This window comes from Actinomadura chokoriensis, from assembly GCF_041463665.1.
Lineage (GTDB): Bacteria > Actinomycetota > Actinomycetes > Streptosporangiales > Streptosporangiaceae > Spirillospora > Spirillospora chokoriensis_A.
The window spans coordinates 73,729-89,007 of sequence record NZ_JAXCEJ010000009.1 but is presented as its reverse complement, the minus strand read 5'-3'; the positions used below and the strand labels follow the sequence as shown (position 1 = coordinate 89,007).

Here is a 15,279-nt window from a genome sequence, read left to right as displayed (position 1 = left end):
TGATGAGCGCCACTATCCGCATTGCCGAAGGGGTCGGCTGCGGCTTGCCGGATAGGTCCTGCCCGGCCCGCTTCCCCCTGCCGGGCGGGTCTCGTCGCGGGCGACGATGACCAGGCCGGAGATCCGGCTCCAGCCCACCAGGTCCATCAGCTTGGCGAGATGGGGGGCGACCGAGCGCAGCACGAGCCGCCGGTCCTGGGGTTCCAGCCTGCAGGCCGCGCCGGCAAGGGCCCGGAGTCCGCCGACATCGATGAAGTTCAGCCCCTCCACGTCGACCCACACGTCCCCGGAACTGTTTTCGAGCACGCTGGACAACGCGGACGTGAAGGTGTCGAGCGTGCTGAGGTCGATTTCCCCGTCCACGGCCAAGTGCGGCGGATCGAAGGTGCCGTCCAGCCGCAGCAACGCGCTGCGCACGCGCACGCCGCCGGTGTCGGTGCCTGCCGGATCGGATGTTCCCTCAATGACCTGCCCGGTCATATCGCCTCCTCGTTCGGTTCGCAGCGGACGCGATTTTCAAGCGCTGTCAAATGGCGTCGTATCAGCGAAGTTCGGGCCCCGCGCATTCGGCGACCAGCCAGGCGGTCGTGCCGCATCTATCGGGACCCCAAGGGCAGACGGCCCGCCCGGCATGGGCGGCCATTGCCTTCTCCAGCTAAGACAGCGCGAGGTGGCAGCCTGTGACAGCTCGAAGGACTTCCCCGGCTCGCGGCCGATCCACGGACCATCCCGGTAATGGCGGCGAGGCCGAGCACGGCGGGGAGAGCGCGCCCATTCCACCGCGGGGCGCCTCGGTCATCCGGTTCGGTCTCGGTCATCCGGTTCAGCGCGGTCTCGATGCCCGGCCCTGCGGCGATGTCCTCGCCGGGCGGGCGAGGCGTCAGCCGACCCGGACCCGGCTCTCCACGTGGACGCCTATCCGCGGCGGGTCGAGAAGCGAGTTGTGGACCGTGCAGCCCTCGACGGCGGCCAGCATTCCCCTGGTCTCCGCCTCCGAGAGCCGGGCGGGCGGGTGGATCCGCAGGTCGACGCGCGACACGCGGGCCGGAACGCTCGGACCCATGGTGAAGCCCGCGGTGACCTCCAGCCCGGTCGCGGGCAGGCCGTGCCGGGCCAGGTACCGCCGGGCGTAGTGGGCCGCGCAGGCGGCCAGCGACGCGACGAACAGCTCCACCGGGGTGGGCCCGATGTCCATTCCGCCCGCCGAGTACGGCTGGTCCACATGGATCACGTGGTCACGGACGAGCACGGCGAAGGCGTCGTCCTCGCGATGGACGACCAGCATCTCCCTCATTGGTCCGTCTCCTCTGCTCCAGGCTGCTTGCCTCCAGCGTCCGGCCGTGAGGCCCGCCCGGGTAAGAGGCGAAGGTCCCATGCCGGAGGGACGCACGGCACGGACCCGCGTCCTGCGCGGCCGGGCCGCCGGGTGGATGGATCGGCCGCGCCCGGCATGACAGGATGGAAACGGTGTTTCCATATGGAGGAGTGCTCATGCGGTACGTGGTGATCGGGTGCGGGAACGTCGGGATGGAACTCGCCCGGCGGTGGGTGGAGCAGGGGCACGAGGTCGTCGGGACCACCACGTCCGCGAAGCGGGTCGGCGAGCTGGAGGAGGTGTGCTCGGAGGTCGCCGTGCTGCGCGGCGCGGACAAGGCGGCCGTGGCGGCGGCGACCAGCGAGGCCGACGCGGTCGTGCTGACGGTGAGCCCGCGGCTGTCGCACTCCTTCGACGCCGCCCAGCGGGTCGCCGAGTACGCCGACACGCTCACCGCGAGCGCGCGGACCGCCGTCGCCGTCCATCCGCGCGTGGTGTTCACCAGCTCGACGTCGGTCTACGGCGCGGGCGACGGAACGCTGATCGACGAGAGCGGCCCGACCACCGACGACGAGGACGCGTCGCCGCGCAACTTCATCGCGGCGGAGGAGGCGGTGCTGGCGTCGCCGCGCGGCGCGGTGGTGCGCATCCCGGACGTGTACGGCCATCCCCGCGACATCGACTACCCCGCCCGGGTGCGGTTCGCCCACGAGGTGCTGGGCGGGAGCGTCCCGTTCTCGGCCGACGCGCTGCTGTACCGGATCCACTACCAGGACGCGGCGGCGGCGCTCGACTTCGTGGTGAGCGAGGGGCTGACCGGTGTCTACAACGCCTTCCCGGACGCGGAGGTCCCGCCGACGAACGCGGCGGCGTTCGCGGAGATCTGCGCGGCCGAGGGGCTGCCGGAGCTGACCTACCGGGGCGAGATCAGGACGCCGGAGGTGCCGGTGACGTCCGCGAAGCTACGCGCGGCGGGGTTCACTTTCACGCACTGAGGCCAGGTGCCGTCCGACGAGGCGGCCGAACGCGAGCGCGGGCGTGAGGCACATGCCCGAGCAGAACGCGTTGCCGTTGACGGCGGCGGAGCCGATGACCTCCCCGACCGCGTACAGGCCGGGGACGGCCCCGCCGTCCTCGCGCCGCACCCGGAGCCGCGCGTCGACGTCGAGGCCGGCGAACGTGATCAGCGTGACCGGATGGTTCTCGACGGCGTAGAACGGCGGCTCGGCGATCGGCGCGGGCAGGTGGCGGCGGCCGAACGCGCCGTCGGTCCCGGCGGCGACGGCGGCGTTGTAGCGCGCCATCTCGTCGGTCAGGCCGGCCGGATCGATGCCCGCGAGCCGCGCCAGCTCGGCCGGGTCGCCGGCACGGTGCACGCCGCGCCTGCGTCCGCACTGCGCGTCCAGTTCGGCGGGGCTCCAGCCGTGGATCATGGGACGGGACTCCCGCAGTGCCCTGGCGTCGAAGATCATCCAGAAGGTCATCCGGTCGACGCCGGTCAGCACGCGTTCCTTGCGGTCGATGCTCGGCTCGTCCTCGGCGATCCAGCGCCGGCCGTGCCGGTCCACGTAGATCTCCCACGGCGGGCGTTCGGCCGCCACCAGTTGCGGGCGGTTCAGCCAGTCCACCCGCGGGTCGTCGCCCTGCGGGGGCAGGCCGCCGAAGGTCGGGATGTACTGGCCGAGACCCTGCAGTCCCGCACCGATCCGGCGCGCCATGAGCAGGCCGTCGCCGGTGGAGGTCGGCGCGGCCGAGGTCGTGAGCGGCGCGCCCTCCAGTTCGGCGAACAGGGCGGGGGCGTGGCCGAAGCCGCCGGTCGCGAGCACGACGGCCGGGGCCGTCGTGCGACGGCCGTCCGCCGTGATCACGCCGGTGACGGCCCCTTCCTCGGTGAGCAACTCGGTGACGTGCGCTCCGCAGCGCACCTCGATCCGTCCGGCGGCGGTGTGGGGTTCCAGGAGCCGGCGCAGCGTCCTGAGGATCGCCGGGCCGCCGGGCGTCTCGGCCGCGTGGACGGTGCGCGGCGTCGTGTACGGCTCGTGCCCGTACACGATGCGGGGGGTCGCCGGGTCGATCTCGTAGCCCGCGGCGAGGAGCCATTCCAGGACGGCGGGCTGCTCGCCGAGCGAGATCCTGGTGAGGTCCTCGCGCCCGGTGCCCCGGTTGATCCGCCGGATGTCGGCGAGGTGCCGTTCCGGGTCGTCGGCGATGCCGCGCTCCCGCTGGACGGAGAAGCCCCCGGCGGACAGGTGGCCGCCGGAGTACGGCAGCGCGCCGCCGATGTCCGCGGCCTTCTCCAGGACGAGCACGCGCGCGCCCGCGTCGGCCGCCGCGATCGCGCAGGCCAGCCCGCCCGGCCCGGCACCGACGATGATCGCGTCGAACGCCATGACACCTCCACTGTTCCGCCCAGGGATACAGTGTTTCTATCAATGGGACACAGGTCAAGGTCTCGTCCCGGGCCCGTCCCGTCCCTCCGCGGCCGGCCCGCCGACCGCAGGGACCGCGACGGGACGCCGCCCACGGAGAAGCCCCCGCAGGCCGTCCCTCAGGACCTGCGGGGGCTTCCTCGTGAGCCCGCGTCAGCGGACGTACTGGACGGTGACCGCCGGGTCGACGGAGTCACCGACGCCCCACAGCCAGACGCCCGACCAGACATCGCCCAGGACGGTGCGAAGGAACATGGCGCTCCAGCGAGCGGACGCCTTGATGCTCGTCTCCTGGGAGACCGTCTGAGCGGACGGGTCCGGGGCGGCGCCCGCCGGGTTCTGCGTGTCCGTGATCCCGTAATGGTTGGCGCCGGTCACGGACACGAGCATCTTCGGCGGCGCCTGGATCGCGTTGTAGGTGCCCGCGGCCGCCGCCGGCGCCGCCATGCCGTCCGCGGTCCCCTGCACGAGGGCGACCGGGACGGTGTTGGCGACCGGCGGGTTGCCCGACCCGCCCGGCGGGGTGTTGTGCGTGCCGAACAGCGCGGCGCCCTTCAGCTCCGCCGGCTTGGCGGCCGGCGTGCCGCAGAACGGCGGAACGCAGGCGCCCGTGGTGAGGGTGAGCGCCGCCGCACCGCCGAAGGAGTGGCCGAGCAGCACCAGCGAGCCGGTGTCGATCTTGTCCTTGAGCGGCGAGGCGGCACGGGCGTCCTCGGTCCGCGCCCAGGCGACGGTCCACGCCGCCTGCGCCTCCTCGGCGAACAGGCCGCTCTGCCCGAAGATGACGCGCTGGTGGTCGGGCACCACGACGACGAAGCCGTACCCGGCGACCGCGCGGGCGTACTCCGCGTACGCGGACCGGCTGACGTTGGCGCCCTGGAGCAGCAGCGCCACCGGCAGGTCGGCCCGGATGTCGGACGGGGCGGGCGCGTAGACGTCCGCGGGGTCGCCGTTCACCGAGGTCGCGTACGCGATGGGGGCGTCCTCGTCGGCCGCCGCGGGGGCGGCCGGGAGAACGGCCGCGGCCACCGCGATCGCGGCGGCCGCGGCGGCCAGGGTACGGCCGAGGTTCACGAATGTCCCTTCCGGCGGCGGGGGATGATGAGCAGGGCCGCGCCTCCGGCCATGACGAGGGCGGAGGCGACCAGGGCGTAGGTCGGCACGCCGTCGGGGCTGCCGGTGTTCGGCAGGTCCCCGTTGCCGCCACCACCGGTGCCGCCGCCGCCGTTACCGCCGCCGCCGCCGTCACCGTCGTTCCCACCACCACCACCTCCGCCGCTGCCGCCGGCGAAGGTGAGCGGGATCTCGGCCGTGTTGGGGCCCTGGTTCCCGGGAGCGGTGACGGCGAGGACGCAGGCGCCCGCCTTGCTCGTGCAGTCGACGCCGCCCGCCTTGGCGACCATCTTGATCTTGGCGTCCTTGGACTTGTCCTTGGTGATGAAGTTGCCGTCGGCGTCGGTGCCGCCGAGGATCGCCCCACCGGTGTCCTGTGCGGCGCAGTCGCTCGGCAGCTTGGGGCCGGGCTTGCACAGGCCGAGCGTCACGAAGGTCTCGTTGGCGGTCATGCCGGTCACCTGGACGGTGATCGTGTCACCCGCCTTCAGTCCCGTGGTCTTGCTCGCGGTGATCTTCGGCGCGGCCAGCGCGGACGGCGCGAACGCGAGCACGCTGGCCCCCGCGATGGCGGCGACGGTGCCCGCGCGTCTCTTGATTCCGGTCACGGCGTTGCTCCTCCTGGTTGTCAGCTGCGGCGTTCTGGTCATCGGCTGCGGCGTTGGACGACGGTGACGACGGCACCGGCGAGGACGATGAGGCCCGTGGTGACGGCCCAGAGCGGGGTGGACGGGCCGCCCGTGCCGGGTCCGGGGCTCGCGGCGGGCGCCGCGGACGTCTGGACGGCGGCGCCGCCCTTGAACGACGAGCCCTTGAAACCGACGCGGACGATCGCGGTGTTGGCGTCGACGACGGCCTTCGGCACCGCGCCCGGCAGCGGGCCCGCGCCGATGACGCACTGCCGGCTCATGCAGTCGATGCCGCTGAACTTCGTCCGCGCCTTGAGCTTGACCTCGGGGAACCCGCCCTTGGCGTCGATGTTGACGAAGGTGGCGCCGCCGCCGAGGTCGCAGTCCTTGAGCCCGTTGGTGTAGCCCTCCCGGCACAGCCCCACGGCGACCGACTTCAGTCCCGGCCGGAACCCGGTCCCGGTGACGGTGATCGCCTCGCCCTCGGCGAGGTCGGCGCTGCGGCTCACCTGGAGCGCGGGCGCGGCCGCCGTTCCGGCGGCGACGGCGGGCAGGACCGGAGTGCTCAACACCGCCGCGGCAAGTGCGATCGCGATCAACGGGCGGAACCTCCGGTGCTTTCGGCCACCGCCGGGCGGCGGGCCTCATCGGGCGCGGGGACGGGGATCTCGGTGACGCGGTCGCGTTCGACCGCGTAGCCCCGGCGCGCGAGCGCGTGGATCTCCGGGGCGGCCGGGACGGCGACCAGCACGGCGGTGCCGGTGGCGGCGAGCCGGCTCAGCACGGCGTGGACGGCTCCGGCGGACGGACCGGCGGCGATGCCGTCCACCAGCAGCAGCCGGGGCCGGGTGAGCAGGGCCTCGGCCAGGGAGAGCAGGTGCCGCTGCGCGTCCGTCATCGTCGTGACGTGCCCGCCGCCGAGGCCGCGCAGCGCGGGGAAGACGTCCAGGGCGGCCCGCGCGGCGCCGTCGGGGTCGGCATGCCCCATGGCGTGGGCGTGGCCTGCCAGCCCCTCGGCGACCGGCCGCCCGTCCGGGACGCGCGGCTCGGGACCGGCGAGGTGGCACAGCCCGAGCCGCATCCGCTGCCCGGCGTCGAGCGCGGTCAGGTCGGCGCCGCCCAGCAGGATCCTGCCGCGGCAGGGCGCGTGGCCCGCGAGGGCGGCGAGCAGCACGCTCGCGCCGGGGCCGGACAGCGCGACGGTCTCCCCCGCCGCCATCGCCAGCCCGGCGCGGCGCAGCGGGACCTTGCCGCGCGGGACCGACAGGGCGCGGACGTGCAGGAACGGCGGCGGCGAGAGCTCTGGGCCGCGGACGAGCAGCGCCAGCAGCGCGCCGAGGACCGGCGGCAGCGCGGTCAGCGCCAGGGCGGTCCCCTCGGCGAACGACCCGCGCAGGGCGGCGGCGCAGCCGAAGCCGGCCATCGCCCCGACCACGGCGGCGGCCCCGGTGAGGCCGGCCGCCGCCAGAAGGCGCGTTTCTGGCAGCGGCCGGAGTACGGCGGTGTCGAGGGCGGCGGTGGCCAGGCAGGCCGCGGCCAGGGCGACGGCGAACCCGGCCGCGAGCAGTTCCGGGCCCGGCGCGCACGCCATCAGCAGCGGCGCCGCCGCGCCCGCGAGCAGCAGCCACGGGAGGGTCTGCGCGGCTTCGGCCGCGCGGCGCCCGAGGACGACCAGCACGAGCGCCGGCAGCAGCGCCCACGCCAGGTACCGGACGGGGTCGGCGCCGAGCAGGTCCCATCGGAAGGTCAGCAGGTGCAGGCCGCCCATGAGCGACGCGCCGACGATCCACCCGGTGAGCAGGTGGACGGGCAGTGCCGCCCGGACGTCCCGGAGGGCGCCCCGTGCCGCGGGACGGCCGGACGGCGCGGGGGCGGCCCCGGCTCCGGCGGCGAAGGCGGCGGCCAGGACGGCGGCGAGGAGGCCCGCGACCACCAGCGCCGTGCCGGGGTCGGCGGAGCGGGCGGTCGCGATCCACGCGGCGGCGGCCGTCCCGGCGAGCGCGGCCGCCTGCCCCCAGGCGGGCGCCCCGGGCGTCCGGGCGGCGCACGCCCGGGGCACGGCGAGCAGCGGGCTCGCGAGGAGGCCGGCCGCCATCAGGCCGGTGGCGAACACCGGCACCGCCGGAACCGCTCCCGCCAGGGCGATACCGAGCCCGGCGAGCGCTCCGCCGGCCGCGGTCAGCCGATGCGGGCGCACCCGCCGGGCCAGCCGCAGCACGCCGGCGAGGCCCGCGCAGGCGAGCAGGAGCCCGGTCAGCGCCATGTAGTCGACGACGTCGCCGGGGATCTTCACGACGCCGCCGAGCGCGTCGGCGAGCAGCACCACGGTGCCGCCCGCCAGCGGCCCGGAGGCCGCTCCCGCGGCCTCGGCGGCGCGGCGCGGCGCGGCGGTCATCGCGTCTCTCCCCTCGGCAGGGCGAGGAACCGCTCCAGCGCCTCGGCGTCGACGGTCCCCGCGGGGTCGCCGGTCCGGCGCTCCAGGTAGCCGATCAGTTCCTCGCGGTCGACCACGTAGGCGCCGGTCGGCGACGGCGCCACCGAGTCCAGGTAGCCGATCACATCGGTGAGCTCCACCGTCCCGGCCGGGCGGGCGGCCGCCGGCTGCGGCGCCGGGGGCGCCGCCGGGCGGAGCCGCCGCCGGCGCCGGGCCCTCGCCCACCGGCCGAGCGTCAGCCGCAGGCCGACAAGCAGGAGCAGCGCGGCGAGCGCGTTCGCGCCGAGCAGTCCCCAGGGGTAGGTGGTGAAGGTGGTCTCGAACGGGACGGAACCGGCGTACCGGCCTCCGACCACGAACTGCCCGAAGGCGGCCGGCGGCAGTACCACCGGGATCCGGTAGGTGGCGGTCTGCCCGGGGCGCAGCGTGCCGGTCTTCGGCGCGTCCAGCGGGCTGTCGGGGGTGTCTCCGGAACCCCAGCCGACCACCAGCGGTGCGTTCTCGATGGGCTCGGAGCCCGCGTTGCGGATCCGCAGCACCAGGGTGCGCCGCGGCCTGCCGCCGAACAGTTCGCCGCGGTCCCCGCCGCCGACGACCTCCAGGCCGACGACGTCCGCGCGGACGGGCGCGACGTCGCGGCGGACGCGCTCGACGGGGTGCCCCGCGACGGTGAACGGCGCGGTGACCGTGGCCGGCGTGCCGGACGCGCCGGGCAGCGTGCCGACGCGGACGACGCAGGGGCAGGCGGCGGGCGGAGCGCCCACGGTCAGCCCGGCCTCGAACGTCCCGGTGGGCGCGACCATCGCGGTGACGGCGCGCTCGGTGTCGCAGTCGGCCGAGCCGTGCACCGCCTGGGCGCCGCAGACCTGGACCTGCACGGTCGCCCCGGGCGTCCACGCGGTGCCGCGGATCCGGGCGGACGTGCCGACGGGGGCCGAGCCGGGTTCGACGGTGACGCCGGGGTCCGCGGCCCTCGACGGCAGCGCTTGCGCGGGCACGGGCTGGACGGCGAGGACGGCGAGGACCGTGAGCAGGACGGCGACGGGCTTGAGTGTCACAGGAAGACCCCCGTCTCGCGCGGGGTGAGCCCGGCCCGGTCCCGCCATCGGCGGATCAGCCTGGGCAGCACCGACCAGACCAGGAACACGGCGCCCACGAGGGTGAGCAGCGCGATCCAGGGCACGACGGTGAACCGGGTCTGGGCGCGGACGTCGATGCCGCCGGCGGCGACCATCTCCACCCGCACGGTGACCGTGTCCAGCGCCGGGGTGCCCTTCCAGGGCAGTGTGATCTCGGTGCGCTCTCCGGGCAGGATCTCCGGGAGGCGCCGGTCGGGCCACCGTTTGATCTCGCGGCCGAACGCGCCGGTGGCGCGGACGCGGACGGTGGGCGACATCCGCTGGTTGCCGGTGTTGACGACGGTGTAGCGGATCGTCCCCCGCCCGTGCTGGACGAACGGGATCGTCGGGTCGCTGCGGTTCACGCCGAGGCCGTCGGCGCGCAGGCCGGGGGTGAGCGGCCCGGCGACGCGCAGGTAGACGCGGGCGCCGACGGCCCGCCGGACCCCGACGCGGGCGCCGCCGCTCTCCTGGACGCTCTCGATGGCGGTGTTCAGCGCGACGACGCCGCCGATGTGCTCACCGGGGGTGGCGTTGGCGGGGATCTTCAACGTGAACGGGATCTCCTTCGCGGATCGCGGCGGGATCGTCGGCGACCCGGACTTCAGGGAGATCCAGGCGCCGACGTCCCGGGGCGTCTCCTCGGCGGTGCGCAGGGCGAATCCCGCGTCGCGGGGAGTGTTGTAGGCGTCGGTCCCGTACAGCCGGAATGTGATGGGCCGGGCGGTGAGGTTGGTGATCCGGACGACGTCCCGGACGGTCTTGCCGGGCGGCGCCTCGAACGAGAAGGAGGGCCGGGCGGCGAGGGCCCCGCTGCGGTTGGCGGGCCCCACCGACCAGGCCCCGTTCCCGGTCGCGGGGACGGGGGCCGGCTCGGCGGCCGCCGCCGCACCGCCGGGCGCGGCGGCGCCCGCGGCGAGCACCGCCGCGGCCGCGGCGGCGGCGATCCGGTGTCGGGGGGTCATCGATCACCTCGATGCGGCCGGGCGGAGTGCGCCGCCCGGCCGCGGGGGGTTGGAACGGTCAGGACAGCGTGAGGGTGAGGACGGCGGTGTACTGGCCCGCACCGGTCGCCGGCGGGACGGTCAGCTTCAGCCCGGCGCCGGCGGTGAACGTGCCGCCGACGATCTGCCCGGCCCCGTCGGGTGCGCTGCACAGCGTGGCCGCCGTGGCGGTGCTGAGCGGGCCGGTGCTGCCGGGGGTGACGGCGCTGGCGCCCGGTGCGCCGGTGCAGGACGGCGTCCAGGACAGGTTGCCCGCCGGGATCTTCGTGCCGGCGGGCGCCGAGAAGTCGGTCAGCGTGCCGGTGAGCGACCATCCGGTGCTGCCGCCGCGCGCGTCGATGACCTCGACCTGCTTGAGCGAACCGGTCGCGGTCTGCTCGGTGCCGTCCAGCGTCACCGGGGTCAGGTCGACCTCGCCCGGCTGGCGGGACATGGTGAGCGGCCCGCCGTTGACGGTCAGGTTGATCTGCTGCTCGCCGCACCGCTCCGCGGGCTGGTCGGCGCACGCGCCGGTGGGCGGAGCCGTCTTCTCGGTGACGGTCAGCGCGACGCTCTTGCTCACCGCGCCCTGGGTGACCACGATGGTGCGGGCGCCCGGAGCGGCGGACTCGGCGACGGTCGCCGAGGCGGTGAGCTTGCCGGACGCGTCGGCCGACGCCGTCACGTCGGTCAGGTCGCCCGCCTCGCACGCGGCGCCGCCGGCGTCGCACAGCGCCAGTTCCACCGCGCCCGGCTCCCAGCCGGAGCCGGTGATGGCGACGGTGCCGCCCTGGACGACGGTGGACGGGCTGACCGACGCCCCGGGGCCGCCCTCGGCCACGTTGATCGTCGCCAGCGGCGCGGGGGCCGCCTTGGGCGCGCAGGTGATGGTGGCCTGGGCGCCGGCCTCGGCGACGATCGTCAGCCCGGCGGGGGCGATCTTCACCGCGCCGGCGGCGCTGAGCGTGAGCTTGCCGGAGACCTTTCCGATCGGCAGCTCACCGTACGCGGGGATCGTCTGGGTGCGCTTCGGCGCCTCGATCGGCGCTGAGCCCGACTGCGCGCCGGATACGGTGACGGTGCCGGTGGTGACCCAGGAGTTCACCGGCAGCGGCGCGACCCCGGGCAGGTTCGAGAAGTCGGCCTCGACGGTGACCTCGTCCCCCACCTCGGCCGACGCGGGGGTGGTCACCGTCACGGTGGCGTTGTAGTCGAACGTGGTGCTGAAGATCTTGCACTGGTAGGGAACCTGTCCCGTGTCGGCGTGCGCCAGGCCCGCCGCGGCCACCGGCACCGTGACGGCGCCGGCCGCGGTGACGACCGCGGCGGCTCCGCGCAGGGCGGTGCGTGTTCGTCTCATCTTCGTCGCCGCTCCTCTCGACTCTGTTTCGGAGGAGGAAACAGAGTTTCGCAACGTGCGGATAGCGAAACCGCTACGAACCGGCGATGTCAAGGGCCGGACGTCACTGGAAACACAATCGTTTCACTCTGGGGATCGCTGTTTCCCCACCAAAGGGTTACGGTTCCTGGCCATGCGCACGGTGCTGCGAACCATGGCCGAGCTGTCGATGACCGCCGGCCTCGTCCTCGCCCTCTTCGTCGGCTACCTCTCCTGGGGGACCGGCGAGTACACCCATCGGCAGCAGGGCGCCCTGCACGACGACCTCGAACAGCAGTGGAACACCGCGCGGGCCAGGAAGCTGGCGGCCGCCGGGCCGCGGCAGCAAGCGGCGTTCGCCGCCCCCGCCCCCTCCGAAGGCCAGGCCTACGTGCGGCTGCGGGTGCCGAAGTTCGGATCGTCCTACCGGTACACGGTCGTGGAAGGCGTGGGGGTCGCCGACCTGCGCAAGGGCCCGGGGCACTACCCGGGGACGGCTGGACCGGGCGAGATCGGGAACATGGCCGTCGCCGGCCACCGCACGACCTACGGCGGGCCGTTCGAGCGCAACGGCGAGCTGGCGCGCGGCGACGAGATCCTCATCGACACGGCCACCACGACCTATGCCTACACGGTGACGGGCCGGACCGTCGTGCGGCCCAGCCGCACCGACGTGACCGCGCCCGTGCCGGGCAAGCCGGGCCGCAGGCCCCGCAAGGCGACGCTCACGCTCACCACCTGCCATCCGAAGTTCTCGGCCGCCTACCGGCTGGTGGTCTTCGCCGAGCTGAGCGGACGCCGGGCGCGCACCGCCGCCGCCTGAGAACCCGTGTTACGGTTCGCACAGCGAAACACCGTTTCCAAATTGAAGGAGGACGTCCGTGGGGGCGCACACGCACGGCTGGTGGATCCTGCTGCACCTGGTGCTCTTCGTCTTCTGGCTGGGCGGCGACCTCGGGGTCTTCTACTCCAGCCGGTACGTCCTCAAGCCGGACCTGACCCCGGCAGCGCGCGCCACGGCGCTCAGCGTGATGAGCGGGCTCGACCTCGGCCCGAAGATCTGCCTGGTGCTGTTCCTGCCGAGCGGGGTGACGCTCATGGCGCTGGACTCGCACGGCGCCGAGGTGTTCGGCGCGCCCGCCTTCGGCTGGTGGCAGGTCCTGCTCGTGTGGCTGTTCGCCGCGGCCTGGCTCGCCGCCACGATCGCCGACCACCGCACGCACGGCCGCTTCCCCTGGGTGCGCCGGGCCGACTGGGCGGTCCGGATCGCGCTCATCGCCGCGCTCGCCGGCGTGGCCGCCTACACGCTGTTCGCCGACCGCCCGTTCGGCGTCACCACCGACCCGCGCTGGCTCGGCGGCAAGGTCGCCCTCTACACCGCCGCCATCGCCTGCGGGCTCGGCATCCGGATCACGCTGCGTCCCTTCGGGCCCGCCTTCGGCACCCTGATGGGCGGTGGCTCCACCCCGGAGGTCGAGCGGGCGCTCCGGCGCTCGGTGGACGGCTGCCTGCCCTACGTGTTCGGCATCTGGGCGGCCGTCCTCGGCGCCGCCGCGCTCGGCGTGTTCAAGCCCGGCGCCGATCTGTGACCGGCGCCCCCGGTGTCATCCGCCGTAACCGAGCTGGCCGGAGATACGGGCCGCCGACTCCACCAGCGGCGGCGCGCACTCGCTCATCCGCGGCTTGAAGCGGATGAGCGGGCCCGCCACGCTGAGCGCCGCGATGACCCGGCCGTCGTGGTCGAAGATCGGCGCGGCGATCGAGGCCGTCCCCTCCTGGCGCTCCCCCTGGGACGAGGCGTACCCGCGCTTGCGGATCGCGGCCAGCTCCCTGCGGAGCCGCTCCTCGTCCACGATGGTCCGCTCGGTCAGCGCCTCCAGCCCGTGCCGGGCGAGCAGCCCGCCGACCTCGGCCTCGTCCTGGAAGGCCAGGATCACCTTGGACGAGCTGCCCGCGTGCAGCGGGTAGGGGATGCCGAGGCTGACCTCCACCCGCAGCTCGTGCGGCGGGACGACCTGGTCGACGTACAGCCGGGTGTCGCCCCGGCGGATCGACAGGGTGGCGGTCTCCCCCAGCTGCTGGGCGAGCCGGCGCAGCTCGGGGGCGGCCAGCGCACGCAGGTCCATGCGGGAGAGGTAGGCGCGGCCGAGCGCGATGGCGGCGTGCCCGAGGGCGTACCGGCGGGTCACCGGGTCGACGGTGATGAGCTCGCGGCTGCGCAGCGCGGTCAGGATGCGGTGCACCGCGGCCTTGGTCAGCCCGAGCTCGGTGGCGATCTCGGTCACCCCGAGGTCGGGCCGGCCGCTGCGGCCGAACAGCAGCAGGACGTCCATCGCGCGCTCGACGGCGGCGATCGACCGGCTCTGCCCCTCGCCCTCCTCGGCGGGGGACGCGGGGACGCTCGAAGAGGTCGCACTGCGCGACACGGCGAATCCTTCCGACGGGACGGGACCAGCAGCAGTCTAGGCCATCCCGTTTCCCTTACGGAAACACTCGTCACCGAATCGGGGCGTTGACACCCGCTCCGCGCGCTCGTTACCGTGAGCGTTACAGTGTTTCGTGGAGCGAAACGAAAGGGCACGATGCCGTGACGGTCGACGCGCAGACCTTCCGTGCGGTGCTCGGCCAGTGGCCGACCGGCGTCGCGGTGGTCACCACCACGTCCGCGACGGGCTGGCACGGCATGACCGCCGGCTCGTTCGGCAGCGTCAGCCTCGATCCGCCGCTGGTGATGGTCTGCCTCGCGCGGCACATCTACACCCACGAACTGGTCGAGCGCAGCGGCGTGTTCGCGGTCAGCGTCCTCGGCAAGGACCAGGCCGCCATCGGGCACCGGTTCGCGGGCCGCGAGGAGGGCGACCGGTTCAGCCGTGGCTCCTGGAGCGCCGCGCCGACCGGCGCGCCCGTGCTCGGCGAGGCGGTCGCCTGGCTCGACTGCCGGGTCGTGCACGCCTACCCCGGCGGCGACCACACGATCTTCGTCGGCGAGGTGCTGACGGCCCGGACGCCGCGCCGCACCGCGCCGCTGCTGTTCCACTCCCGCGCCTGGGGCCAGCTCGCCGACCCCCTGCCGGACCAGGTGACGATCGCCGACACCGGGCTGGCCGCCGCGCTGCACCGCAGGCTCACCGCGTCCGGCACCGCGCCCGCCCGCGTGACGCGGGCCGGCGTCGCCAGGCTGCTGGAGTCGGTCCGCGCCGCGGGCGTCCGCGTCCGGACGCCGTTCCCGCCCGCCGGCATGCCGGACGGCGCGCCGCAGGGGGCACCCCGCGAGACACCCGTCAAGGCGCCGCACGAGGCCTGGTCGATGCTGGTCGAGGACGCGGCGCGCCTGGTGGAGGTGCCGCGGGAGTCCGGGATCACCGTCGAGATCGCGGACGGCCCCGGCGCCGTCCGGCTGATCGAGGCGGCCCGCGCCCGGGGCCTGACCGTCATCGGACGGGTGAGCGACGTCTTCGCCCCCGCCCGGCAGCAGGACGTGCTCGCCGCCGTCGACCGGATGGTCGCCGCCGGGTGCGCCGAGATCGCGCTCGACGAGGGCCCCGAGGCCGCCTCCCCGCTGCTCGTCCGCAACCTGCTCCAGGAGGCGGTGGCCCGCGCGCGGCCGGTGCCCCTGCGGGTGCGGCTGCGCGAGGCCTACGGGCTCGGCCTCGCGAACGCGCTGACCGCGATGAAGAGCGGCGTGCGCGACTTCGACGTCACGCTCGGCGGCATCGACGGCGGGCTCTGCGCGGAGGACGTGCTGTTCCTGGCCGCCCGCCTCGACGTCGCCACCCCGATCGACCGGGCCGCCCTGGTGGCCGCCGCCGCAGACCTGGAGGCCGTCTGGGGGTCGGCCCTTCCCGGCCGCACCTACCGGGCCGCTTCCTGACCAGCTGAA

The 15,279-nt window shown here is 74.8% G+C and carries 15 protein-coding genes; 4 read left to right on the top strand and 11 right to left on the bottom strand.

The features are described from left to right. Nucleotides 1-12: 12 nt before the first annotated feature. Together SM418_RS16660 and SM418_RS16655 are read right to left on the bottom strand one after the other, a co-directional pair. Nucleotides 13-480 (bottom strand): STAS domain-containing protein, encoded by a 468-nt coding sequence (locus tag SM418_RS16660; RefSeq protein ID WP_371941673.1) that lies wholly within the window; start codon nucleotides 478-480, stop codon nucleotides 13-15. 400 nt (nucleotides 481-880) lie between these two features. Continuing rightward, on the bottom strand, nucleotides 881-1,294 hold the full coding sequence (locus tag SM418_RS16655) for an OsmC family protein (RefSeq protein WP_371941672.1): 414 nt from the start codon (nucleotides 1,292-1,294) through the stop codon (nucleotides 881-883). Nucleotides 1,295-1,491: 197 nt separating this feature from the next. Here SM418_RS16655 and SM418_RS16650 point away from each other — a divergent pair, with 197 nt between their 5' ends. After that, nucleotides 1,492-2,310, top strand: a complete 819-nt coding sequence (locus SM418_RS16650; protein ID WP_371941671.1) for an NAD(P)-binding domain-containing protein — start codon at nucleotides 1,492-1,494, stop codon at nucleotides 2,308-2,310. On the opposite strand, the gene SM418_RS16645 is transcribed toward SM418_RS16650, so the two are convergent. From SM418_RS16645 to SM418_RS16610, 8 genes are all read right to left on the bottom strand, one after another. Beyond that, the gene (locus SM418_RS16645) at nucleotides 2,278-3,705 is read right to left on the bottom strand and encodes an FAD-dependent oxidoreductase (protein WP_371941670.1); all 1,428 of its coding nucleotides are present in this window, start codon (nucleotides 3,703-3,705) and stop codon (nucleotides 2,278-2,280) included. The genes SM418_RS16650 and SM418_RS16645 overlap by 33 nt on opposite strands. A gap of 192 nt (nucleotides 3,706-3,897) precedes the next feature. After that, nucleotides 3,898-4,818, bottom strand: a complete 921-nt coding sequence (locus SM418_RS16640; RefSeq protein ID WP_371941669.1) for an alpha/beta hydrolase family protein — start codon at nucleotides 4,816-4,818, stop codon at nucleotides 3,898-3,900. Next, nucleotides 4,815-5,465 (bottom strand): neocarzinostatin apoprotein domain-containing protein, encoded by a 651-nt coding sequence (locus SM418_RS16635; protein WP_371941668.1) that lies wholly within the window; start codon nucleotides 5,463-5,465, stop codon nucleotides 4,815-4,817. The genes SM418_RS16640 and SM418_RS16635 overlap by 4 nt, the downstream gene beginning before the upstream one ends. A 38-nt stretch (nucleotides 5,466-5,503) precedes the next feature. After that, on the bottom strand, nucleotides 5,504-6,085 hold the full coding sequence (locus tag SM418_RS16630; RefSeq protein WP_371941667.1) for a neocarzinostatin apoprotein domain-containing protein: 582 nt from the start codon (nucleotides 6,083-6,085) through the stop codon (nucleotides 5,504-5,506). Further along, nucleotides 6,082-7,881, bottom strand: a complete 1,800-nt coding sequence (locus SM418_RS16625) for a P-loop NTPase family protein (protein ID WP_371941666.1) — start codon at nucleotides 7,879-7,881, stop codon at nucleotides 6,082-6,084. The genes SM418_RS16630 and SM418_RS16625 overlap by 4 nt, the downstream gene beginning before the upstream one ends. Then, the gene (locus tag SM418_RS16620) at nucleotides 7,878-8,978 is read right to left on the bottom strand and encodes a hypothetical protein (protein ID WP_371941665.1); all 1,101 of its coding nucleotides are present in this window, start codon (nucleotides 8,976-8,978) and stop codon (nucleotides 7,878-7,880) included. Before SM418_RS16620 ends, SM418_RS16625 begins: the two co-directional genes overlap by 4 nt. Then, on the bottom strand, nucleotides 8,975-10,003 hold the full coding sequence (locus tag SM418_RS16615) for a DUF916 domain-containing protein (protein ID WP_371941664.1): 1,029 nt from the start codon (nucleotides 10,001-10,003) through the stop codon (nucleotides 8,975-8,977). The genes SM418_RS16620 and SM418_RS16615 overlap by 4 nt, the downstream gene beginning before the upstream one ends. Before the next feature lie 58 nt (nucleotides 10,004-10,061). Beyond that, nucleotides 10,062-11,381 (bottom strand): WxL domain-containing protein, encoded by a 1,320-nt coding sequence (locus SM418_RS16610; protein WP_371941663.1) that lies wholly within the window; start codon nucleotides 11,379-11,381, stop codon nucleotides 10,062-10,064. Between the two features lie 172 nt (nucleotides 11,382-11,553). Between SM418_RS16610 and SM418_RS16605 the strand changes: the two genes are divergently transcribed. Both SM418_RS16605 and SM418_RS16600 read left to right on the top strand, forming a co-directional pair. Then, a complete protein-coding gene (locus SM418_RS16605) occupies nucleotides 11,554-12,222 on the top strand; it encodes a class E sortase (RefSeq protein ID WP_371941662.1) in 669 nt (222 codons plus the stop codon). 58 nt (nucleotides 12,223-12,280) lie between these two features. Then, the gene (locus SM418_RS16600) at nucleotides 12,281-12,988 is read left to right on the top strand and encodes a hypothetical protein (RefSeq protein WP_371941661.1); all 708 of its coding nucleotides are present in this window, start codon (nucleotides 12,281-12,283) and stop codon (nucleotides 12,986-12,988) included. 15 nt (nucleotides 12,989-13,003) lie between these two features. Here SM418_RS16600 and SM418_RS16595 read toward each other — a convergent pair whose 3' ends face one another. After that, the gene (locus tag SM418_RS16595; protein WP_371941660.1) at nucleotides 13,004-13,825 is read right to left on the bottom strand and encodes an IclR family transcriptional regulator; all 822 of its coding nucleotides are present in this window, start codon (nucleotides 13,823-13,825) and stop codon (nucleotides 13,004-13,006) included. A 161-nt stretch (nucleotides 13,826-13,986) separates the two neighbouring features. On the opposite strand from SM418_RS16595, the gene SM418_RS16590 reads away from it, so the two are divergent. Further along, on the top strand, nucleotides 13,987-15,270 hold the full coding sequence (locus SM418_RS16590) for a flavin reductase (protein ID WP_371941659.1): 1,284 nt from the start codon (nucleotides 13,987-13,989) through the stop codon (nucleotides 15,268-15,270). The last annotated feature ends 9 nt before the right edge of the window (nucleotides 15,271-15,279 follow it).

Coding starts and splice junctions, on each gene's coding strand:
- SM418_RS16660 (WP_371941673.1), bottom strand. CDS start 480: ATGACCGGGCAGGTCATTGAGGGAACATCCGATCCGGCAGGCACCGAC.
- SM418_RS16655 (WP_371941672.1), bottom strand. CDS start 1,294: ATGAGGGAGATGCTGGTCGTCCATCGCGAGGACGACGCCTTCGCCGTG.
- SM418_RS16650 (WP_371941671.1), top strand. CDS start 1,492: ATGCGGTACGTGGTGATCGGGTGCGGGAACGTCGGGATGGAACTCGCC.
- SM418_RS16645 (WP_371941670.1), bottom strand. CDS start 3,705: ATGGCGTTCGACGCGATCATCGTCGGTGCCGGGCCGGGCGGGCTGGCC.
- SM418_RS16625 (WP_371941666.1), bottom strand. CDS start 7,881: ATGACCGCCGCGCCGCGCCGCGCCGCCGAGGCCGCGGGAGCGGCCTCC.
- SM418_RS16615 (WP_371941664.1), bottom strand. CDS start 10,003: ATGACCCCCCGACACCGGATCGCCGCCGCCGCGGCCGCGGCGGTGCTC.
- SM418_RS16610 (WP_371941663.1), bottom strand. CDS start 11,381: ATGAGACGAACACGCACCGCCCTGCGCGGAGCCGCCGCGGTCGTCACC.
- SM418_RS16605 (WP_371941662.1), top strand. CDS start 11,554: ATGCGCACGGTGCTGCGAACCATGGCCGAGCTGTCGATGACCGCCGGC.